The sequence below is a fragment of the Acidimicrobiales bacterium genome, assembly GCA_036491125.1.
In the GTDB taxonomy this organism is placed as follows: Bacteria; Actinomycetota; Acidimicrobiia; order Acidimicrobiales; family AC-9; genus AC-9.
On the sequence record DASXCO010000072.1, the window covers coordinates 1 to 19573 of the forward strand.

Genomic DNA, 19573 nt, shown 5'->3' on the forward strand with positions numbered 1-19573 from the left:
TCGCCCACGCCGCGTACGAGGAAGCCGGGTTGGGTCCCGACGATCTCGACGTGGCCGAGGTCTACGACCTGTCGACCGCCCTGGAGCTCGACTGGTACGAGAACATCGGCCTGTGCAAGGAGGGCGAGGCCGAGCGGCTCCTCAATGACGGTGACACCACGCTGGGCGGCCGCATCCCGGTGAACCCGAGCGGCGGCCTGGGCTGCTTCGGAGAGGCCGTCCCCGCCCAGGCCATCGCCCAGGTCTGCGAGCTGACCTGGCAGCTGCGGGGAGAGGCGGGCGACCGTCAGGTCGAGGGGGCCAACGCAGGAGTGACCGTCAACCAGGGTCTGTTCGGACACGGATCCTCTGTGGTGGTCGTGAGATGAGGAGGAGCCGTCGGTGAGCGAGGCCTACATCGTCGACGCCGTACGGACCCCCGTCGGGAAGCGGGGCGGCGGTCTGAGCCAGGTCCACCCCGCCGACCTCGGGGCCCACGTGCTCGAGGCACTGGTGGCGCGCACCGACGTCGATCCGGCGGCGGTGGAGGACGTGCTGCTCGGCTGTGTCGACACCATCGGCCCCCAGGCCGGCGACATCGCCCGCACCTGCTGGCTGGCGGCGGGGCTGCCCGAGGAGGTCCCGGGCACGACGATCGACCGGCAGTGCGGGTCGTCCCAGCAGGCGCTGCATTTCGCCGCCCAGGCCGTCATGAGCGGCACCAACGACCTCGTCGTGGCGGGCGGCGTGCAGAACATGAGCATGATCCCGATCGCGTCCGCGCTCACCGCCGCCGAGCCCCTCGGGTTCTCCGACCCGTTCTCGGGGTCGTCGGGTTGGGTCGCCCGCTATGGCACCCAGGAGATCTCCCAGTTCCGAGGGGCGGAGATGATCGCCGACAAGTGGGGCGTCTCGCGCGAGGACATGGAGCGGTTCGCCCTCGAGAGCCATCGCCGGGCCCTCCAGGCCATCGCCGAGGGTCGGTTCGAGCAGGAGATCGTCGCGGTCGATGCCGTTTCCACTGATGAGGGCCCGCGCGACACCTCGCTCGAGAAAATGTCGTCGCTGCCCGCCCTCGTCGACGGCGGCCGCCTCACCGCCGCCGTCTCGAGCCAGATCTCCGACGCCGCCAGTGCCATGCTCGTGGCGTCGGAGGCGGCGGTGCGCGAGCACGGGCTGACACCCAGGGCCCGCGTCCACCACCTCAGCTGCCGAGGGGCTGATCCGGTCTACATGCTGACGGCGCCGATCCCCGCCACCGCCTACGCCCTGGAACGGTCGGGCCTGTCGCTGGACGACATCGATCTTGTCGAGATCAACGAGGCGTTCGCCTCGGTCGTGCTGGCCTGGCAGCAGGAGACCGGAGCCGATCTGGAAAAGGTCAACGTCAACGGCGGGGCCATCGCCCTCGGACACCCGCTGGGAGCGACGGGCACGAGACTGATGACGACCCTGCTCTGCGAGCTGGAGCGGACCGGTGGCCGCTACGGTCTGCAGACCATGTGCGAGGGCGGCGGTCAGGCCAACACCACGATCATCGAGCGCCTGGCCTGACCCTCACCACGACCGTGACGCCAGGTCGCGCTGGCGCCGGTAGTGACGCCAGCGGAACCGGTTCCAGAGCAGGAACGCCACAATGCCAACCAGCAGCCACGGCACGTGCGGGGGCATGGCGACGAGGCCGGCCACGAAGAGCACCAGCAGCAGGGCGATGAACCAGTGTCGGATCGGCCGGCGGCGGGGCGGGGACGGAGCCGGCGAGCCGATCCCGGGCAGGTCATCGAGCACGCCGACCACGTCACCGCGCGTCTTGGCGTTCATGACCCGTCCGACGCGCTCGTCGAACTCGTCGCTGTCGAGCCGACCTTCGGCGTAGTGCTTCGAGAGCGTGTCGGCGATCTCGTTGCGCTCGGCGTGAGAGATGCGCATGCGCGCATCGGTGTCTCGGGGAGGTCGGCGCCGGCCGGCCCCGGAGGCCGATCGAGGGTCTGCGCCGCCCGCCCAGGGCGGTTCCCATGGCGATTGCATGTCTGTCCTTTCTCGGTGGCACGGCCACGCCGTCAGCATGACCGGAATCGATCAACGAGCTCCTCGGCCATGCTCACGTCCGCGCCTTCGTCGGGGATGAGCAGCCAGGCCGCCAGGTAGAGCGGGACGGCCAACCCCCCGACGAAGGCGAGGACCACGAGGACGATGCGGACGAGCGTCACATCGAGGTCGAGGTGGTCGGCGATTCCGGCCGCCACGCCCGCCAGCATCCGCCCGGCGTGAGGACGACGGAGGATGTGAGCCTCTCCGGCGGTGGTGTCAGGTGTCGCGTTCTCCATGGGTCGATCATGGGGTGCCGGGCTCGTCGCCGCTATCGGGGATGACCCCGATCGGACCCCGAGTCGGACCCCGGCCGACCAGGGCTTTCCCCGATGGCCAGGCCCTCGGCTGGGCGCGATGATCGACGTATCGCCGACTCCACCGACTCCCGACCTCCGCCGCCGCCACGGGCGCCGCCCGGCCCCCCCTGGGGACGAGGCGCCGGCGGGGGCCCCCCGTGGCGGCGCTCCGGATGGGAGGACCCGCGTCAGTGGCGGCACGGCGCGGCCGCCATGCACCGCCACTGGGGGCGCCACCTGCGGGGGCGGGGGCCGCTGCGTCGGAGCCGGGACGACCGGCTGATCGCCGGCGTCGCCGGCGGCATCGCTGCCCGGCTGGGCGTCGACGTCACGCTGGTCCGCATCGCCCTGGTGTTGTTCGGGCTGGCCAGCGGCCTCGGTGTCGCCGCCTACGTGGTGGCGTGGCTCGTGCTGCCGGTCGAGGGCGGGACGGCCCCGATCATCAGCAGGGCAAAGTCCGATCGAGCCGGGATCGCCCTCGCCGTGGCGTTCGTGCCCCTGCTGGTCCTCACCGTGCTGGTGGTGGCGGTGCTCCGCATCGGCTACGCCAGCTCGGTCGCCTGGCCGTTCTACCTCAGCCTGGCCGGCCTGGTGCTGATCTGGCGCAACGCGGAGGAGGACGAGAGCGCGTGGATGCGCCAGGTGACAGGGACCCTGCTCCAGGTCAGCACCGAGCCCCGGCGCTCCCGCCTCTCGTTGGTGCTGAGGATCGTCATCGGCGTGGTACTCCTGGGCGCCGGCCTCCTCGTGATCGTCCTCGGGCACCCGAGCACGGCCATCCTCCGACCGGCAGGCGGCACCCTGCTCGTCATCGCCGCCTTCGTCGTGTTGTTCGGACCCTGGTGGTTGAGTGTTGCCCGTCAGCTGGTCAACGAGCGCCAGGCCCGCGTGCGCGCCGAGGAGCGAACGGAGATGGCAGCGCGCGTCCACGACTCGGTGCTCCAGACCCTCGCCCTGATCCAGAAGTCGTCGGACAACCCGCAGCGCGTCGTGCAGCTGGCGAGGACCCAGGAGCGCGAGCTTCGGTCGTGGCTGTTCGACGGGCGCCGGCCCGGCTCGTTCGGGGAAGAGGAAGCGTCGACCCTGGCCGCGGGGGTGCAGCTGATCGAGCACGAGGTGGAGAGCACCCACGGCGTGGCCGTGGAGGCCGTGACCGTCGGTGACTGCACGCTGGCCGAGGAGCTCCGGGCCCTGCTCGCCGCCGGCAAGGAGGGAACGGTCAACGCGGCCAAGTGGTCCGGTGCGCCGGTCGTGTCGTTGTTCGCCGAGGTGGAGCCGGACAAGGTGACCCTGTTCGTGCGCGATCGGGGCCACGGGTTCGACCCGACCGAGATCCCCGCGGACCGTCAGGGGATCGCCGAGTCCATCCGGGCGAGGATGGCCCGCCACGGTGGCATCGCAGCCGTCCGCTCGACACCGGGGGCGGGCACCGAGGTGGAGCTCACGATGCCGAGAAGGGGCGACCGGGCGGGCGATCGGGCATGAGCCCGGGCGCCAGGCCCAGGGTGTTCCTGGTCGACGACCACCACCTGTTCCGGTCCGGCGTGCGGGCCGAGCTGGGCGACGAGGTGGAGGTGGTCGGCGAAGCCGACGAGGTGGGCGCCGCCGTCGAGCTCATCCTGGAGCGCACGCCCGAGGTGGTCCTGCTGGACGTCCATTTCCCCGAGGGAGGGGGCCAGGCCGTCCTTCAGGCGATCAAGCCCGACCACCCGGAGATCCGGTTCCTCGCCCTCTCCGTCTCCGACGCTCCCGAGGATGTCATCGCCGTCATCCGCGCCGGCGCCCGGGGCTACGTCACCAAGACCATCTCGGGTCCGGAGTTGGTCGCCGCCATCCGGCGAGTCGCCGACGGCGACGCCGTGTTCTCGCCCCGTCTGGCCGGGTTCGTGCTCGACGCCTTCGCGTCGATGCCCGCCACCGACGGGGTGCCCGCCTCGTTCGATCCCGAGCTCGACCAGCTCTCGGCGCGCGAGCGGGAGGTCCTGCGCCTCATCGCCCGCGGCTACACCTACAAGGAGCTGGCCCGGGAGCTGTCGATCTCCAGCAAGACGGTGGAGAGCCACGTCTCGGCGGTGCTGCGCAAGCTCCAGCTCTCGTCGCGTCACCAGCTCACCAAGTGGGCGACCGATCGCCGCCTGGCCTGAACGCGTCAGCCGCTGAGCTCGAGGAGCCGGCTCATCCCCTCCTCGATCCCGCGACAGAGCACCTCGAGATCGGGAGCACTGTCGTAGTCTCCCGTCACGCCGAAGTTGACCTGGCCGTCATAGGAGAAGATCGCTACGGCGATGCGAACCTGACCGAACAGCGGAACGTAGGGGTAGGACTTCAGCATCCGTCGGCCGGCCGCGTACAGCGGGAACTGTGGCCCCGGCACGTTGGTGGTCCCGGTGTTGATGTTGTGCTGCTGGACACGGCCGGCGACGCGCATGCCCAGGGCAAGCAGCATCGGCGGGGCGAAACCCGACAGTGACGTGAGCGCTTCGCCGGCCACCGCCTCATTGGACTCCTTGAGCCCCTTCATCTGCTCGGTGATGGCGTGCAGTCGCTCGTCGGGGCGCTCCAGATCGACAGGCAGCGAGGCGAACATCGCGGAGACCTTGTTCTCGTAGGTGGAATCGCCCACCGCCCGTCCGCTGGCATCCCGCGCTCGCACCGACACCGGCACGAGCGTCCTCACCTTGCGGTCGACGACCTCCCCCCGAGACAGCAGGAGCTCCCGGAAGCCGTCGGTGATCGCCGCGAGGACAACGTCGTTGAAGGTGCCGCCCAGGCCCTTGCGAACCACCTTGACGTCCTCGACCGAAGTCGACGTCCACGCGTACCGGCGATGCGGCCCGATCGGGCCGTTGAGCGTCGAGACGGGGTTCGCACGGAGCACTCCCGCCATGGAGGAGACGCCCTGAACCACCTCACCCAACTGTTGCAGCGCCTGGCGAGGAACACGGGTGGCGGCTCGGATGGCCCGCAGCTGCTCGTAGGGGCTCACTGCGAGCTGGACGGCCGCCTCGACCGCCAGCCGTCGGCCGGAGGGAAGCGGCGACGGGTGCCAGTCGTCGGCGACGGGCGGCGACGGCTGGGGGGAGGTGTCCATGATCACGGCCAGCAGCTCGGTGCCCGACACGCCGTCGACCATGGCGTGGTGGGTCTTGGCCACCATGGCCCAGCGCCCCTGGTCGAGCCCCTGGACGACCCAGATCTCCCACAGGGGCTTGGTCCGGTCGAGCTGTTGGGACATCAGCCTCCCGACCAGGCTGCGGAGCTCCGCCTCGCCGCCCGGCGTGGGCAGCGCGGTGTGACGCACGTGGTACTCGATGTTGAAGTCGGGATCGTCGACCCACACGGGACGCTCGAGCTGGAAGGGCACCTCCCGGACCACCTGGCGGTAGCGGGGGACGAGAGGGAGCTTGCCCTCGATCATGGCCACGAACTGCTCGAACGGCGGCTCCGGGCCTTCGAAGATGGAGATCGACCCGATGTGCATGTGGCTGACCCGGTCCTCGAGGTGCAGGAACGACGAGTCGAGCGGGCTCAGACGATCACCAGTCATCGGACCCGCGACGCTAACACCGGGGGCGCCGTTCTTCTAGGGGTGCTGGCTGCTCACCGACACCACTTCGCCGGTCATGTACCCGGCGTACTCGCTGGCCAGGAAGACGATGACGTTGGCGACCTCCCACGGCTCGGCGCCCCGCCCGTACGCCTCGCGCGTCGTGAGCTCGTCGAGCACGTCCTCGGCCATCACCTTGGTGAGGAACGGGTGGGTGGCCAGGCTCGGTGAGACGGCGTTGACCCGCACCCCGGCGGGCGCCGCCTCCAGCGCCGCGCAGCGTGTAAGGGCCATGACCCCGGCCTTGGCCGCCGCGTAGTGGGCCTGTCCCACCTGGGCCCGCCACCCGATGACCGAGGCGTTGTTGACGATGGCCCCCGACTGTCGCGCCACCATGTGCCGCAGCCCGGCACGGGTGCAGCGGAAGGTCCCGTTGAGGGTCACGTCCAGCACCGCCCCCCACTGGTCGTCGGTCATGTCGACCACGTTGGCGGTGCCCCCCAGCCCGGCGTTGTTCACCAGCACGTCGAGGTGGCCCGCCGCCCCGACCGCCGTCTCGAAGAGCCGCTGCACGTCGGCCTCACTGGTGACGTCGCACGCCACGGCGGGGGGTCGGCTGCCCATCACCGGCTCGAGCTCCTCGGCCGCCTCCTGCAGCCGCCGCTCGTGACGATCGCTCACCACGACGAAGGCGCCCTCCTCGGCGCACCGCCGGGCGGTGGCCAACCCGATGCCGGTCCCCGCCGCCGCCGTCACCAGCACCGTGCGCCCCTCGAGCAGCTGATGCCCCTTTGGATAGGGCGGAACGCCCGGCAGCCCTGACGAATTCATCATCGCCCCTCCGGCTTCGGCTCGGGCGGCAGGCCCAGCACCCGCTCTCCGAGGATGTTGCGCTGGATCTGGTTCGAGCCGCCGTAGACGGTGTCGGCCCGGCTGAAGAGGAAGCTCCGCTGGGCGTCGGTGAGATCGTAGGGAAAGGCGCCCGCGACCTCCGCCGCCGGGCCCAGCACGTCCACACCCAGCTCACCCAGGCCGCGGTGCCAGGTGGACCAGTACAGCTTGGCGATCGACGCTTCGGGACCGGGCGTACCCCGGTCGGAGAGGGCCAACGTGCGCAGCGCGTTGAGCCGCATGATGCGCAGGCCGATCCAGGACTGGGTCAGTCGCTGGCGCATCACGGCATCGGCCGTCAAGCCTCGGGATCGCGCCCCCTCGAGCACCGAGGCAAGCTCGCCCTCGAAGGCCACCTGGCGGGCGAGGGTCGAGACTCCCCGCTCGAAGCCGAGGGTCCCCATGGCGACGCGCCAACCGCCGTTGACGTCGCCGACGATGTTGGTGCGCGCTGTGCGGGCGCCGTCGAAGAAGACCTCGTTGAACTCCGAGGTGCCGGTGAGCTGGACGATGGGCCGCACCTCGATGCCGGGCTGACGCATCGGGCAGAGGAGATAGGAGATCCCCCGGTGCTTCGCCGCTGCGGGATCGGTCCGGCACACCACGAAGCACCAGTCGGACCAGGTGGCCAGCGACGTCCACACCTTCTGTCCGTTGATGACCCACTCGTCCCCGTCGAGCGATGCCCTGGTCTTGACGTTGGCCAGATCGGAGCCCGCGTCCGGCTCCGAGTAGCCCTGGCACCACAGCTCCTCGCCCGAGAGGATCGGAGGCAGGAAGCGCTGCTGCTGCTCGGGGGTGCCGAAGGCGATCAGGGTCGGGCCCAGGAGACCCTCGCCCACGATCCCCACCCGAGCGGGCGCGCCCGCTCGCAGGTACTCCTCCTCGAAGATGACCTGCTGCACCAGGCTGGCGCCACGCCCCCCCTGCTCGGGCGGCCACCCGATCCCGATCCACCCGGCCTGGCCCAGGGTGCGCTCCCAGGCGGCCCGCACCTCGAACCCCTCGTGCTCGTACCCCGGGCCGCCGCGAGCCCCCAGCGCCGCCACCTCGCCGACGACGTGGTCGGCCAGCCACTCCCGGACCTCTTTGCGGAAGGACTCGTCCTCGGCGCTGAAGCGCACGTTCACCGGCGCCCGCCCCCCGCTAGGCGTTGGGCTTCTCCCCCACCGCGGCCGCCTGGCGCATCGCCTCGAGGCGGTCGAGCAGGGCCATCCGCTCCTGGCCCACCGTCGAGTCGAGGCGGGCCTCGATCTCCTGCGGTGTCCAGCGACCGTCGGTGTACATGGCCCGGACCTCGGTGGGCTGGTTCCAGACGGCGATCTTGCCGCCCACGGCCGTGTACACCTGGCCGGTGACGTGACGGGCCTGGTCGGACAGCAGGTACACCACCATCGGCGCCACGTCCTCGGGCTCTCCCATCTCGCCCAGCTCCATGGGGACGTTCGCCGACATCCTCGTCCGGGCCACGGGAGCGATGGCGTTGGCCGTCACCCCGTAGCGTGAGAGGCCGGCGGCGGCGCTGCGGACCAGGGAGACGATGCCGCCCTTGGCCGCGCTGTAGTTGGCCTGAGCCACGCTGCCGGCGAAGGCTCCGGAGGTGAAGCCGACGAGCGTGCCCGACTCCTGCTTGCGCATGATCGCCGAGGCGGCGCGGAAGACCGTGAACGTTCCCTTGAGGTGGGTCTCGACCACGGGGTCGAACTCCTCCTCGCTCATGTTGAACAGCATCCGCTCGCGCAGGATCCCGGCCACGCAGACGACGCCGTCGATGCGCCCCCAGCTGTCGATGGCGGTCTGCACGATCCGCTGACCCCCGGCCATGGTGGTGACCGTGTCAGCCACGGCGACGGCGGTGCCCCCGGCGTCGGCGATCTCCTTCACCACGGCGTCGGCGACGTCGCTGGTGGGCTCCTCCCCCGCGATGCCGACACCGAAATCGGCGACCACCACTCGGGCCCCCTCGGCGGCGCAAGCCAGCGCCACGGCCCGGCCGATGCCGCGCCCGGCGCCGGTCACGGCGATGGCTTTCTCCTCGAGGTACCCGCCCAACCAGGCCTCCTGCACCCTCGGTCGCGTCCAGTTCCCGCGAAACCTGACGTGACGTTAGCATCGGGTGGAATGGCAACACGTTCTAGTCAGGGGGCGGTCAGGGGGGGCCCGGCCGAGTTCAACCTGGCCGACCTCTTCGAGCGGGCGGTCGACGCCTTCGGCGACCGCGACTGCCTGCTGGCCGAGGGAAAGCGCCGCACCTACGCCGAGATGGAGGGTCGGGCCAACCGCCTCGCCCACCATCTGGCTGCCCACGGCGTCGGGCCTGGCGACCACGTCGGGATCTACGCCTACAACTCGGTGGAGTGGGTCGAGGCCCTGTGGGCGATCTTCAAGCTCCGCGCCGTCTGGGTCAACATCAACTACCGCTACGTCGACGACGAGCTCCGCTACCTGTTCGACAACGCCGACCTGGTGGCCCTCATCTACCAGAGGGAGTTCGCCCCCAGGGTCGCAGCCGTACGCGACCAGCTGCCCCAGCTCCGCCACTCGCTCGTGATCGAGGACGACAGCGGCGCCGAGGCCGCCGGGGTGGAGTCGGTCGACTACGAGGAGGCCCTGGCCTCGGCGTCCCCCGAGCGGGACTTCGCTCCCCGCTCCGGCAAGGATCTCTACCTCCTCTACACCGGCGGCACCACGGGCATGCCCAAGGGCGTGGTGTGGCACCACGAGGACGTGTTCTTCGCCCTCGGCGGCGGCATCGACCCGCGATCCAACGAGCGCGTGGTCAGTCCCGAGGAGATGGTCGAGAAGGGCCGGGCAGGCGCGGTGATCTCGTTGCCGATCGCTCCGCTCATGCACGGAGCGACCCAGTGGGCGGTCATGGGCGGCAGCTTCATCGGGAACAAGGTGGTCCTGGTGAGCCGGTTCGACCCCGACGACGTGTGGCAGCACATCGAGAAGGAACAGGTCAACGTGCTCATGGTCACCGGCGACGCCATGGCCCGCCCGTTGATCGAGGCCCTGGAGGCTTCCGGCGCCAGCTACGACATCTCGTCCCTCCTGGCCGTCGTCAGCACGGCGGCCATCTTCTCGCCCACGGTGAAGGACGCCTTCTTCCGCCGGCTGCCCAACCTGGTGATCACCGACGCCATCGGGGCGTCCGAGACGGGGAGCAACGGCCTCGTGCTCGTCCAGCCCGACCACACGGCGATGAAGGGGGGGCCGACGGTGCAACCCATCGCCGGGTCGGTGGTCCTCGACGACGACCTCAAGCCGGTGGTGCCAGGGTCGGGCGTCGTGGGCAAGCTTGCCCGCATGGGCGACATCCCCGTCGGCTATTACAAGGACCCCGAGAAGACGGCGGCCACCTTCATAGAGGCGGACGGCGTGCGCTACGCCATGCCCGGCGATTTCGCCACGGTGGAGGCCGACGGCACCATCACCCTCCTGGGCCGCGGGTCTCAGTCGATCAACTCGGGCGGCGAGAAGATCTTCCCCGAGGAGGTGGAGGCGGCGGTCAAGTCCCACCCGGACGTCTACGACGCCGTCGTGGTGGGCGTGCCCGACGAGCGATGGGGCCAGCGCGTGGCGGCTGTCGTGCAGCCGCGTCCCGGCGCCGCTCTCGCCCTCGAGCCCATCCAGACGCATTGCCGGTCGCTGCTGGCCGGCTACAAGGTCCCCCGGCAATTGCACGTGGTCGAGACGGTCCAGCGCAGCCCGAGCGGCAAGCCCGACTACCCCTGGGCGCTGAGCACTGCGACCTCCGCGACCACGGCGGCGACGCCGGCCGGACCGACCTGAGCCATGACCGACCCTTTGGGAGGAAGAGATGCGTACCAAGGCGTCTGAGCTGTTCGAGCTCGACCTGCCGATATTCGCCTTCAGCCACTGCCGCGACGTGGTGGCCGCGGTCAGCCGGGCCGGGGGTATGGGGGTGCTGGGCGCCCTGGCCTTCACGCCCGAGCAGCTCGAGATCGAGCTGTCCTGGATCGACGAGCACGTCGGCGGCAAGCCCTACGGGGTCGACGTGGTCATGCCCGCGTCCTACGCCGGCGCAGGCGAGATCGACCCCCAGCACCTGGAGGACGACCTCCAGAAGATGATCCCCGAGACGCACCGCAAGTACGTCGAGGAGGTGCTCGACCGCTACGACGTGCCCCAGCTGCCCCCCGACGAGGAGGAGCGCTCGGGCCTGCTGGGCTGGACCCACGAAGGGGCCCGGCCCCAGGTCGACATCGCCCTGTCGCATCCGATCGAGCTGCTGGTGAACGCGCTGGGTCCCCCGCCCAAGGACATCGTCGACCTGGCCCACGAGCACGGGGTCAAGGTCGCCGCCCTGGTGGGCAAGCCGGCCCAGGCCCAGCGCCAGGTCAACCAGGGCGTGGACATCATCGTGGCCCAGGGCCACGAGGCCGGCGGCCACACCGGCGAGATCTCCACCATGGTGCTGGTTCCCCAGGTGATCGAGGCGGTGGCACCGACACCGGTGCTGGCGGCCGGCGGCATCGGCAGCGGCCGTCAGATGGCGGCGGCCATGGCACTGGGCGCCGACGGGGTGTGGACGGGCTCCATCTGGCTCACGGTGGCCGAGAGCGATATGACGCCGCCGGTGATGGACAAGCTCCTGGCGGCCGACTCGTCCGCCACGGTCCGGTCGCGCTCGCTCACGGGCAAGCCGGCCCGGATGCTGCGCACGGAGTGGACCCAGGCCTGGGAGAGCCCCGACTCGCCCGGCACCCTGCCCATGCCGCTCCAGTACATGCTCACCGCCGACGCCACCCGCCGGATCAACAAGTTCCAGGTCAAGGAGCTGCTGGGGATGCCGGTGGGCCAGATCGTGGGCGAGATGAACAATGTGCGGCCGGCCAAGGACGTGATCTTCGACATGGTCGAGGAGTTCATCGAGACCACCCAGGGCCTGGGCAGCCTCGTGGAGGAATCCACCGAGTCCCTATGATGAGGCCATGACCGGAGTCGGAGAGCGGGTCCGCTGCACGAGCTGCGGCACCGAGATCGTCGTCGTCAAGGCGCCAACAGGCGAGCTGTCGTGTTGCGGCCGCCCGCTGGCCGACCGATCCGAGGAGGGCGCGGCAGGTGGCCAACAACCTCGGTAAGCGGTACTCCTGCGCCGAATGCGGCGGACAGGTGCTGGTGACCAAGGCGGGCGAGGGCGGCCTGGAGTGCCACGGCCAGCGCATGGAGATCCTCCAGCCCAAGCCGCTCCCGTCCTCGGACTGACTCGGAACTGAGGAAGCCGTTGGGCGGGGCGACCGTCGATCCCCGGATGCTGGCGCCGAGCGCCGGCCGGAGCCCGGCGGAGCTGGTGGCCGGCGACCTCGTCGGGGAGGCCACACTCCTACGGATCGAAGGCGGTCGCTCGTCGTGGTCCGAGCTGGCCACGCTGGGCGCCGAGGACCAGGCCGAGATCCGGCGCTTCCTCGACCACGTCGCCGCCCTCACCATCGGGGTCGGCCCGGCGGATCCCTGGCTGGCCCCCGCTTTCGATCTGTGGACCACCGACCCGGCCGAGGCCGACCGGTGGGAGAAGGGCTTCGACCGCGCTTCGCGGGCTGCCATGGCCGCCGCCCTCCTCGTTCGAGCGGCGAGCGGCTCCCCCTGGTCGGGCCTGGTGGCCGAGTCGACCACCTACTCGCTGCTCCAGGCCGGGCCCGAGTTCCGACAGTGGCTGGCGAGCCGGGCTCCGACAACAACCAGGGCCGACACCCGACCCCGGGTGCGGGTCGAGCGTCAGGGAGGCGTCTGGGAGATCGTGCTGACCCGCCCCGACCGCCACAACGCCCTCGACGCCCGCATGCGCGACGAGCTGCACGCCGCCCTCGACGAGGCGCGGTCGCGGCCAGAGGTCACGGTCGTGCTTCGCGGCGACGGACCGTCGTTCTGCTCGGGGGGTGACCTCGGCGAGTTCGGGACGGCCCCCGGTCCGGTCGAGGCCCACGCCGTTCGCCTCGGCCGCTCCCTGGCCCTCTTGATGTCCGAGCTCGAGTCCCGGATCGTGGTGGGGATCCACGGGTCCTGCCTGGGGGCGGGGATCGAGCTGCCGGCCTTCGCCGGACGCGTGGTGGCGGCCGAGGACGCCCGGCTCGGGCTCCCCGAGCTGGATCTCGGGCTGATCCCAGGGGCGGGCGGGACAGTGTCCATCCCCCGTCGGGCAAGCTCCAGCGTGCTGCTGGATCTCCTGCTGTCGGGAGGGACGATCGACGCCGACACCGCCCTGGCCTTGAGGCTGGTGGACGAGGTGGTCCCGCGCGACAGACTGCGGGCCCGCATGCAGGAGCTGACCGTGGAGGCACGTTGAACCTGACCATGCTGCTGGAGATGGCGGCCGAGGGGCACGGCGATCGCGTCGCCATCGGGAGCCGCAGCGACGGTCTGACCTTCGCCGACGTGTACCGGATGGCGGGGACGTCGGCGACCCGGCTGGGCGAGACCGACGCGTCCACCCTCGCCCTGCTGGCCAGCAACGGGCCCGTCGTGCCCGTCGCCCTCTTCGCCGCCGCCTGGGCGGGCATCAGCTACGCCCCGCTCAACTACCGCCTGCCAGAGGCCGCCCTCCAGCGCCTGCTCGACCGGTTGGAGCCCACCGTCCAGGTGCGGGGCGAAGAATGGCTGGACGAGAGTGGGCGCGGGGGGGACGGCGGCACCAGCCCAATTTCGCAAGACAGCGAGCGGCCGGCGGTCCTGCTGTTCACGAGTGGGACGTCGGCGGCACCGAAGGCGGCGGTGCTGGAGCACGACAACCTGGTCTCCTACGTCCTCAACACGGTGGAGTTCGGCTCGGCGGAGCCCGACGAGGCGGCGTTGCTCGCCGTCCCGCCGTTCCACGTGGCCGGGGTGACCAGCGTGCTCACCTCCTGCTACGGCGGACGACGGCTGGTCCCGCTGCCGTCGTTCTCGGCCGAGGGCTGGCTCGAGACCGCCCGGCGCGAGGACGTGACCCACGCGCTCGTCGTGCCCACCATGCTGGCCCGCATCGTCGACGCCCTGGAATCCACGCCCGATGCCCGGCCGCCGCGGCTGCGCTCGCTCGCCTACGGCGGCTCCCGCATGCCCGGGCCCGTGCTCGAGCGGGCCCTGCGCCTGTTCCCGGACACGGGGTTCGTCAACGCCTACGGGCTGACCGAGACGAGCTCGACGATCGCCGTGCTCGACCCCGAGGACCACCGACGGTCGGCGGCGAGCGAGGACCCTGCGGTGCGCCGCCGGCTGAGCTCGGCCGGGCGTCCCGTGCCCGGTATCGAGGTCATGGTCGCCGACGAGCAGGGGCGCCCGATGGCGACGGCTGCGGTGGGCGAGATCTGCGTGCGCGGCCCCCAGGTGGGCGGCCGCTACCTCGACGCCGACGCCAGGCTGGCGCCCGGCGGGTGGCTGCGCACCGGTGACATGGGGTGCCTGGACGCCGAGGGCTACCTCTTCGTCACCGGTCGGGACGACGACCTCATCATCAGCGGCGGCGAGAACATCTCCCCGACCGAGGTGGAGGACGTGCTCCTGGGCCACCCGGCCGTGGCCGCGGCGGCGGCCGTCGGGATACCGGATCCCGAATGGGGCGAGCGGGTGGGCGCCATGGTCAGCCTCAGGCCGGGCGCCGACATCGACGCCGATGCCATCCGGGCCTGGGCCTCGGAGCGGCTGGGCTCGCTCAAGGCGCCCCGCGCTCTGGTCGTCTCGGCCGAGCTGCCGTCCACGGCCACCGGCAAGGTCCTGCGCCGGGAGGTGCGGGCCGAGCTCGAGCGACGATGAACGCCCACCGCCTCGTGCTCCGCGACTGCGAGGTCGGGGGGCGCCGCGGGTTGGACGTGTCGATCGAGGGCGGGCGAGTGGTGACGATGTCGGCTGAGCGGGCGGCGCATGGGCGCGACGACGTCGAGATCGACGCCGGCGGAGCGGCGCTGCTGCCCGGCCTGCACGACCACCATCTGCACCTCTTCGCCGAGGCGGCGCTGAGATCGTCCGTCCCCTGCGGCCCGCCCGAGGTGGTCGACCAGCCCACCCTGGCCCGCACGTTGCGGACGGCCGCGCTGTCGCTGTCTCGGGGCGACTGGATCCGTGGCGTGGCCTACGACAGCCGGCGCGCCGGACGCCTCGACCGGACCCGGCTGGACGCAGCCGTGGACGATCGCCCCGTTCGGGTGAAGGACCGCACCGGCCTCTCGTGGACTCTCAACACCGAAGCGCTGCGGGTGACCGGTCTCGAGACGCGCTTTCCCGACGGCGTCCTCGTGGGTGAGGATCGCCTGCTCCAGGAGGCGGTGCCGGCCGGGCGGCCCGACCTGGGCGAGGTCTCGGCGTCGCTGTGCCGCTACGGCATCACGGGTGTCACCGACACCACGCCGGGGAACACCGCCGGCGACCTCGAGTGCATGCGCTCGCTGGCGGTGCGCGCCCGGGCCATGGCGCCGCCCGACGAGCCCGAGGTGCCGGGTGTGAGCCTGCGGACGATGAAGGTCGTCCTGCGGGAGGACGATGCCGACGTCGAGGAGCTGGCCACCACCATTGAGAAGGCGCACGCCGCGGGCTGGAGCGTGGCCGTGCACGCGGTGACGCGGACCGAGATCGTGGCCGCGGTGGCCGCCTTCGCACAGGCCGGCACCGCCGCCGGCGACCGGCTCGAGCACGCCAGCGTGGTGCCGGCCGAGACGATCCCGCTCATCGCCGACCTCGGTCTCACGGTCGTCACCCACCCCGACTTCGTCGCCCGGCGCGGCGACGTCTATCTCGCCGACGTCGATCCTGCCGACCACGAGGGCCTGTACCGGCTCCGCTCCCTGCTGGACGCCGGGGTGGCCGTCGGCGCCGGCAGCGACGCTCCGGTGGGCGTGCTCGACCCGTGGTCGGCGATGAGCGCGGCCGTCTCGAGGGCAGGTCCGGACGGAATGGTCGTCGGCGCGCCGGAGCGCCTCTCCCCGGAGCTGGCGCTGAGCCTCTTCCTGGGGCCGGCCGAGCACCCGGGTGGACCGCGCCGCACCGTGCGCCCGGGCGACGTGGCGGACCTGTGCCTGCTGGGCTCGCCGTGGGCGGAGGCCCGACGCAGCCTGTCGGCGCACCTGGTGCGGGCGACGATCGTCGGCGGAGACGTCGTCTGGATGTCCTGATTGCTGTCTCTCTGAGCAAGGAAAGGAGCTGACGATGAAGACCAGCACCGAGCGCATCCTCACCACACACACGGGGAGCCTGCCGCGGCCCGAGAGCGTCCTGCCCGAAGGGGCCGACCCGGCCGCCGTGGCGGCGGCCACTCCTGAGGTGCTCCGCGAGGCGGTGGCCTTGACGGTGGCCCGTCAGCTGGACGCCGGGATCGACGTGGTCAACGACGGCGAGGTGAGCAAGATCAGCTACGCCACCTACGTGACCAGCCGTCTGTCCGGGTTCGGGGACGCCAGCGATGTGCAGTCGAATCTCGCCATCGCCGACATGGTCGAGTTCCCGAAGTTCATCGAACGGACGATGGCCCAGGCGTCGTCGGCGCTGGGCACGATCCCGGCGTGCATCGGTCCGGTCGGCTACGAGGACCCCAGCCAGGTGGAGCGGGACATCGCCAACCTGACGGCCGCCACCAAGGGCTCCCGGGCGACCGAGGTATTCATGTCGGCCGCCTCTCCGGGCGTGATCGCCGTCTTCCAGCCCAACCAGCACTACAAGACCGAGGAGGAGTACGTCTTCGCCCTGGCTGACGCCATGAAGACCGAGTACGACCTGATCCACCAGGCCGGGCTGCTCGTCCAGCTGGACTGCCCGGACCTGGCCATGGACTTCCACATTCGCGCCCACCCGGAGGGCAAGGAGGCATTCGTCAAGGGCCTCGGCCCGCGGGTGGAGGCGCTCAACCACGCCACCAGAGACATCCCGCCCGATCGCCTCCGCATGCACCTGTGCTGGGGCAACTACGAAGGCCCCCATCACCACGACATCCCGCTGGCCGACGTCATCGGCGAGGTGCTCAAGGCCAGGCCCATGGCCATCTCCTTCGAGGCCGCCAATCCCCGCCACGAGCAGGAGTGGACGGTCTTCGAGGACCTGAAGCTCCCTGACGACAAGGTGCTGATCCCGGGGGTTATCGACTCGACGACCAACTACATCGAGCACCCCGAACTGGTGGCCCAGCGACTCGAGCGCTACGCCGGCCTCGTCGGCCAGGAGCACGTCATGGCCGGCAGCGACTGCGGCTTCGCCACGTTCGCGTCCATGCTCACCGTGGACCCGGACATCACCTGGGCCAAGCTGGCGGCCATGGCCGAAGGGGCCAGCATGGCGAGTCGGCGGCTGGCGACCGGGGTGACCAGGTAGGTCACACGAAGGTCAGTAGCCGCCGCCCAGCTTGGTGTGGTCCCAGGAGACGATGTGGTCGGGCTCCACCGTGATGGACACCCGCTTTGCCGCGCTGGCCTCGACGCCCGCCCTGGCGGCGTCGTTGAGATCATCACCGAAGTAGCGGACGAACAGCCGCTCGCCCACCGCCATCACGGCGTCATGGTCCTCCGACAGCGCGGCGCGGCCGGTGATCTGCACCCCGCGCAGCTCGCCGTACTCCTTGCCGTCCTCGACGAGGACCGTGATGCGCGGGTCGCGGCGCAGGTTGAACACCTTCTGCGACTTCCGGTAGGTCCAGAAGACGATCTTGCCGTCGATCACCGCGTAGTACATGGTCACCAGGTGGGGCGTGCCGTCCTGGTTGATGGTCGCCACCTGGAGGTTGCGCGCGGGCGCGAGGAACTCGGCGATCTCCCCCTCGGTCATGACGATCTGGTTCCTGCGGCTCACGCAGTCGCCCCTTTCGTTCCCGGCCCGCCGGCCACCGGCCGCCAGAACGGCACGCCGACGTCGGGCTCGGCCTGGACCATGCGGACCTCCACCGGCATCCCGATGTACACCTCGTCGGGAGCGCAGCCGGTGATGTTGCCCATCATGCGCACGCCCTCGACCAGGTCGACCATGGCGACCACGTAGGGCAGCTCGTCGCGGAAGGGGCGGGCGTGGTTCTGGCGGATGACGGTGTAGGTGTGGACCGTGCCCCGACCCGACGCCTGCTCCCACCCCGGGTCGTCCCCACACACGCGGCATACGGCGCGGGGATAGAACTGACGATGCCCGGAGGGGCACCGCTGGATCAGGAGCTCGCCACGGGAGGCCGCCTCCCAGAAGGGCTTGGACACGTTGTCCGGGCGCGGGAGCGGCCGCTCCCATTGCTCGACCGGCTGCGGGGGAACGTCCGATTCGTCTCGGGCCGGCGTCACGGGTGCTCCCGGCCGAGGATCACGGCGCCGATGCAGGAGAGCCAGCCGCCGCTGCCGCAGGCCACGGCCAGGTCGCAGTCGGGCACCTGCGCCTCCCCCGCCTGGCCCCGCAGCTGTCGGGCGGCCTCGATGAGCAGGAAGATGCCCCGCATGCCAGGGTGCGAGGACGAGAGCCCGCCGCCGTCGGTGTTGAGCGGCAGGTCGCCGCCCCGGCGCAGGTGGCCGTCCTTGACGAACGCGCCGCCCTCCCCCCTGGCGCAGAAACCGAGGCCCTCGAGGAGGAGCATCACCGTGATGGTGAAGCTGTCGTAGAACTGGATCGTGTCGATGTTGGCCGGCGCGACGCCCGCCTGGCCGAAGGCGATGGGCCCGCACCGGCTCGCGGCCGTGTCGGTGAAGTCGGGCATCTGGCTGATGTTCCAGTGGGTCTGGGCCCCGGCCGCGCCGAGCACGTACACGGGAGGCTGACGAAGGTCGCGGGCCCGCTCGGCCGTCGTCATCACGATCGCGCCGCCGCCGTCGGAGATCACGCAGCAGTCCAGCTTGTGCAGCGGGTCGGCGATGAGCCGCGAGCCCAGGACGTCGTCGACGGTGATCGGCTCGCGGTACATCGCCTTGGGGTTGAGGCCGGCGAACTCGCGGACGCCGACGGCGATCTCGGCCAGCTGCTCCGACGTCGTGCCGAACTCGTACATATGGCGCTGGGCCGCCATGGCGTAGGAGCCCACCAGGGAGTTGCCGAAGGGGGCCTCGTACTGCTGGGGGCCGGCGAACCGCTTCGCGCCGCGACCGAGCCCGCCCGTTCCGAGGGACCGTCCCATCCGGGAAAGCTGGTCGGAGCCGTAGGTGATGAGGACGGTGTCGCACAGGCCCTGTCTGATCGCGGCCGCCGCGTGCTGGACGTGGAACTCGAACGACGAGCCGCCGGTCATCGTGCCGTCGATGTAGCGGTGGTCGATGCCGAGGTACTCGGCCATGGTCACGGCGTCGTCGATCATCACCCCGCCGCCGCCGGCGTCGAGGTAGCCGTCGATCTCCCCCTTGGCCAGGCCGCAGTCGGCCAGCGCCCGCTGCATGGCCTGGGAGTGGTGCTGGACGCCGTCGAGGTCCGGCGCCTGTGGGTAGTCGCTCAGGCCCGTGCCGACGATGACGGGCGCCCGATCCGGCATCGAGGGGTGCTCAGTCCTCGATCGAGATGGCGGCCTTGGGGCAGAGCCGGACGGCCTGCTCGACCTTGTCCCTCATCTCCTCGGGTGGATTCTCGTTCAGGATGTAGAGGTTGTCGTCGTCGCGCACCTCGAAGACCTCGGGTGCCACGCCCATGCAGAGGGCGTTGCTCTCGCAGAGGTCATAGTCGACTACTACCCGCATGACAGGCTCATCCTCGGTTCCGGCGGTCGTCTGGGCCGTCGCCATACTAGGTTCTCCAGTCGAACACGTTCTAGTGCCGACCCGGAGACTGGCATGGACACTGCCTTCACCCGGCTCGTCGGTTGCCCGGTGCCCCTCCAGCAGGCGGGCATGGG

The 19573-nt window shown here is 71.0% G+C and carries 21 protein-coding genes; 11 read left to right on the forward strand and 10 right to left on the reverse strand.

The window, feature by feature from the left end; all coding sequences use genetic code 11:
• Together VGF64_06065 and VGF64_06070 are read left to right on the forward strand one after the other, a co-directional pair.
• Positions 1–368 (forward strand): lipid-transfer protein (locus VGF64_06065; GenBank protein HEY1634303.1); only part of this gene is annotated, 368 nt, incomplete at its 5' end.
• A 13-nt stretch (positions 369–381) separates the two neighbouring features.
• Positions 382–1533 carry an acetyl-CoA C-acetyltransferase gene (locus tag VGF64_06070; protein ID HEY1634304.1) on the forward strand — a complete coding sequence of 384 codons (1152 nt, stop codon included), beginning with the start codon at positions 382–384 and terminating at the stop codon, positions 1531–1533.
• Between the two features lie 3 nt (positions 1534–1536).
• Here VGF64_06070 and VGF64_06075 read toward each other — a convergent pair whose 3' ends face one another.
• Positions 1537–1908: a DUF1707 domain-containing protein gene (locus VGF64_06075; GenBank protein ID HEY1634305.1), complete on the reverse strand. Its 372-nt coding sequence runs from the start codon at positions 1906–1908 to the stop codon at positions 1537–1539.
• 131 nt (positions 1909–2039) lie between these two features.
• The gene (locus VGF64_06080; GenBank protein HEY1634306.1) at positions 2040–2306 is read right to left on the reverse strand and encodes a PspC domain-containing protein; all 267 of its coding nucleotides are present in this window, start codon (positions 2304–2306) and stop codon (positions 2040–2042) included.
• Between the two features lie 273 nt (positions 2307–2579).
• On the opposite strand from VGF64_06080, the gene VGF64_06085 reads away from it, so the two are divergent.
• Both VGF64_06085 and VGF64_06090 read left to right on the forward strand, forming a co-directional pair.
• The gene (locus tag VGF64_06085) at positions 2580–3851 is read left to right on the forward strand and encodes a PspC domain-containing protein (protein ID HEY1634307.1); all 1272 of its coding nucleotides are present in this window, start codon (positions 2580–2582) and stop codon (positions 3849–3851) included.
• Entirely contained in the window at positions 3848–4510 is a 663-nt protein-coding gene (locus VGF64_06090) for a response regulator transcription factor (protein HEY1634308.1), read from the forward strand. The genes VGF64_06085 and VGF64_06090 overlap by 4 nt, the downstream gene beginning before the upstream one ends.
• A 5-nt stretch (positions 4511–4515) precedes the next feature.
• Here VGF64_06090 and VGF64_06095 read toward each other — a convergent pair whose 3' ends face one another.
• The 4 genes from VGF64_06095 to VGF64_06110 are packed head-to-tail and all read right to left on the reverse strand — an operon-like array spanning position 4516 to position 8856.
• Positions 4516–5913 (reverse strand): wax ester/triacylglycerol synthase family O-acyltransferase, encoded by a 1398-nt coding sequence (locus tag VGF64_06095; protein HEY1634309.1) that lies wholly within the window; start codon positions 5911–5913, stop codon positions 4516–4518.
• 36 nt (positions 5914–5949) lie between these two features.
• The gene (locus VGF64_06100) at positions 5950–6747 is read right to left on the reverse strand and encodes an SDR family oxidoreductase (GenBank protein HEY1634310.1); all 798 of its coding nucleotides are present in this window, start codon (positions 6745–6747) and stop codon (positions 5950–5952) included.
• On the reverse strand, positions 6744–7934 hold the full coding sequence (locus tag VGF64_06105; protein HEY1634311.1) for an acyl-CoA dehydrogenase family protein: 1191 nt from the start codon (positions 7932–7934) through the stop codon (positions 6744–6746). Before VGF64_06105 ends, VGF64_06100 begins: the two co-directional genes overlap by 4 nt.
• 16 nt (positions 7935–7950) lie before the next feature.
• On the reverse strand, positions 7951–8856 hold the full coding sequence (locus tag VGF64_06110; GenBank protein HEY1634312.1) for an SDR family oxidoreductase: 906 nt from the start codon (positions 8854–8856) through the stop codon (positions 7951–7953).
• A gap of 69 nt (positions 8857–8925) precedes the next feature.
• Between VGF64_06110 and VGF64_06115 the strand changes: the two genes are divergently transcribed.
• The 7 genes from VGF64_06115 (at position 8926) to VGF64_06145 (ending at position 17100) form a co-directional block, all read left to right on the forward strand.
• Positions 8926–10599, forward strand: a complete 1674-nt coding sequence (locus tag VGF64_06115; GenBank protein ID HEY1634313.1) for an acyl-CoA synthetase — start codon at positions 8926–8928, stop codon at positions 10597–10599.
• Between the two features lie 28 nt (positions 10600–10627).
• Positions 10628–11755, forward strand: a complete 1128-nt coding sequence (locus tag VGF64_06120) for a nitronate monooxygenase family protein (GenBank protein HEY1634314.1) — start codon at positions 10628–10630, stop codon at positions 11753–11755.
• 137 nt (positions 11756–11892) lie between these two features.
• Positions 11893–12036, forward strand: a complete 144-nt coding sequence (locus VGF64_06125) for a hypothetical protein (protein ID HEY1634315.1) — start codon at positions 11893–11895, stop codon at positions 12034–12036.
• Positions 12037–12082: 46 nt separating this feature from the next.
• Positions 12083–13114 (forward strand): enoyl-CoA hydratase/isomerase family protein, encoded by a 1032-nt coding sequence (locus VGF64_06130; protein HEY1634316.1) that lies wholly within the window; start codon positions 12083–12085, stop codon positions 13112–13114.
• Positions 13111–14559, forward strand: coding sequence for a class I adenylate-forming enzyme family protein (locus VGF64_06135; protein ID HEY1634317.1), 1449 nt, complete (start codon positions 13111–13113; stop codon positions 14557–14559). The genes VGF64_06130 and VGF64_06135 overlap by 4 nt, the downstream gene beginning before the upstream one ends.
• Complete coding sequence (locus tag VGF64_06140) at positions 14556–15911, forward strand: amidohydrolase family protein (GenBank protein ID HEY1634318.1); 1356 nt, start codon at positions 14556–14558, stop codon at positions 15909–15911. Before VGF64_06135 ends, VGF64_06140 begins: the two co-directional genes overlap by 4 nt.
• Before the next feature lie 34 nt (positions 15912–15945).
• Positions 15946–17100: a cobalamin-independent methionine synthase II family protein gene (locus VGF64_06145; protein ID HEY1634319.1), complete on the forward strand. Its 1155-nt coding sequence runs from the start codon at positions 15946–15948 to the stop codon at positions 17098–17100.
• Positions 17101–17112: 12 nt separating this feature from the next.
• Here the strand turns inward: VGF64_06145 and VGF64_06150 are convergent, their stop codons facing one another.
• From VGF64_06150 to VGF64_06165, 4 genes are read right to left on the reverse strand one after another with little or no spacing between them, the layout of a single operon-like run.
• Positions 17113–17574, reverse strand: a complete 462-nt coding sequence (locus VGF64_06150) for a PPOX class F420-dependent oxidoreductase (GenBank protein HEY1634320.1) — start codon at positions 17572–17574, stop codon at positions 17113–17115.
• Positions 17571–18047: a Zn-ribbon domain-containing OB-fold protein gene (locus tag VGF64_06155; GenBank protein ID HEY1634321.1), complete on the reverse strand. Its 477-nt coding sequence runs from the start codon at positions 18045–18047 to the stop codon at positions 17571–17573. Before VGF64_06155 ends, VGF64_06150 begins: the two co-directional genes overlap by 4 nt.
• Positions 18044–19216: an acetyl-CoA acetyltransferase gene (locus VGF64_06160; protein ID HEY1634322.1), complete on the reverse strand. Its 1173-nt coding sequence runs from the start codon at positions 19214–19216 to the stop codon at positions 18044–18046. The genes VGF64_06155 and VGF64_06160 overlap by 4 nt, the downstream gene beginning before the upstream one ends.
• A 10-nt stretch (positions 19217–19226) precedes the next feature.
• On the reverse strand, positions 19227–19418 hold the full coding sequence (locus VGF64_06165) for a ferredoxin (protein HEY1634323.1): 192 nt from the start codon (positions 19416–19418) through the stop codon (positions 19227–19229).
• Between the last annotated feature and the right edge of the window lie 155 nt (positions 19419–19573).

Bases quoted from the DNA above. Each gene is read 5' to 3' on its own strand.
- VGF64_06075 (HEY1634305.1), bottom strand. From the start codon at position 1,908: ATGCGCATCTCTCACGCCGAGCGCAACGAGATCGCCGACACGCTCTCG.
- VGF64_06080 (HEY1634306.1), bottom strand. From the start codon at position 2,306: ATGGAGAACGCGACACCTGACACCACCGCCGGAGAGGCTCACATCCTC.
- VGF64_06085 (HEY1634307.1), top strand. From the start codon at position 2,580: ATGCACCGCCACTGGGGGCGCCACCTGCGGGGGCGGGGGCCGCTGCGT.
- VGF64_06090 (HEY1634308.1), top strand. From the start codon at position 3,848: ATGAGCCCGGGCGCCAGGCCCAGGGTGTTCCTGGTCGACGACCACCAC.
- VGF64_06095 (HEY1634309.1), bottom strand. From the start codon at position 5,913: ATGACTGGTGATCGTCTGAGCCCGCTCGACTCGTCGTTCCTGCACCTC.
- VGF64_06100 (HEY1634310.1), bottom strand. From the start codon at position 6,747: ATGATGAATTCGTCAGGGCTGCCGGGCGTTCCGCCCTATCCAAAGGGG.
- VGF64_06115 (HEY1634313.1), top strand. From the start codon at position 8,926: ATGGCAACACGTTCTAGTCAGGGGGCGGTCAGGGGGGGCCCGGCCGAG.
- VGF64_06120 (HEY1634314.1), top strand. From the start codon at position 10,628: ATGCGTACCAAGGCGTCTGAGCTGTTCGAGCTCGACCTGCCGATATTC.
- VGF64_06130 (HEY1634316.1), top strand. From the start codon at position 12,083: ATGCTGGCGCCGAGCGCCGGCCGGAGCCCGGCGGAGCTGGTGGCCGGC.
- VGF64_06140 (HEY1634318.1), top strand. From the start codon at position 14,556: ATGAACGCCCACCGCCTCGTGCTCCGCGACTGCGAGGTCGGGGGGCGC.
- VGF64_06145 (HEY1634319.1), top strand. From the start codon at position 15,946: ATGAAGACCAGCACCGAGCGCATCCTCACCACACACACGGGGAGCCTG.
- VGF64_06160 (HEY1634322.1), bottom strand. From the start codon at position 19,216: ATGCCGGATCGGGCGCCCGTCATCGTCGGCACGGGCCTGAGCGACTAC.
- VGF64_06165 (HEY1634323.1), bottom strand. From the start codon at position 19,418: ATGCGGGTAGTAGTCGACTATGACCTCTGCGAGAGCAACGCCCTCTGC.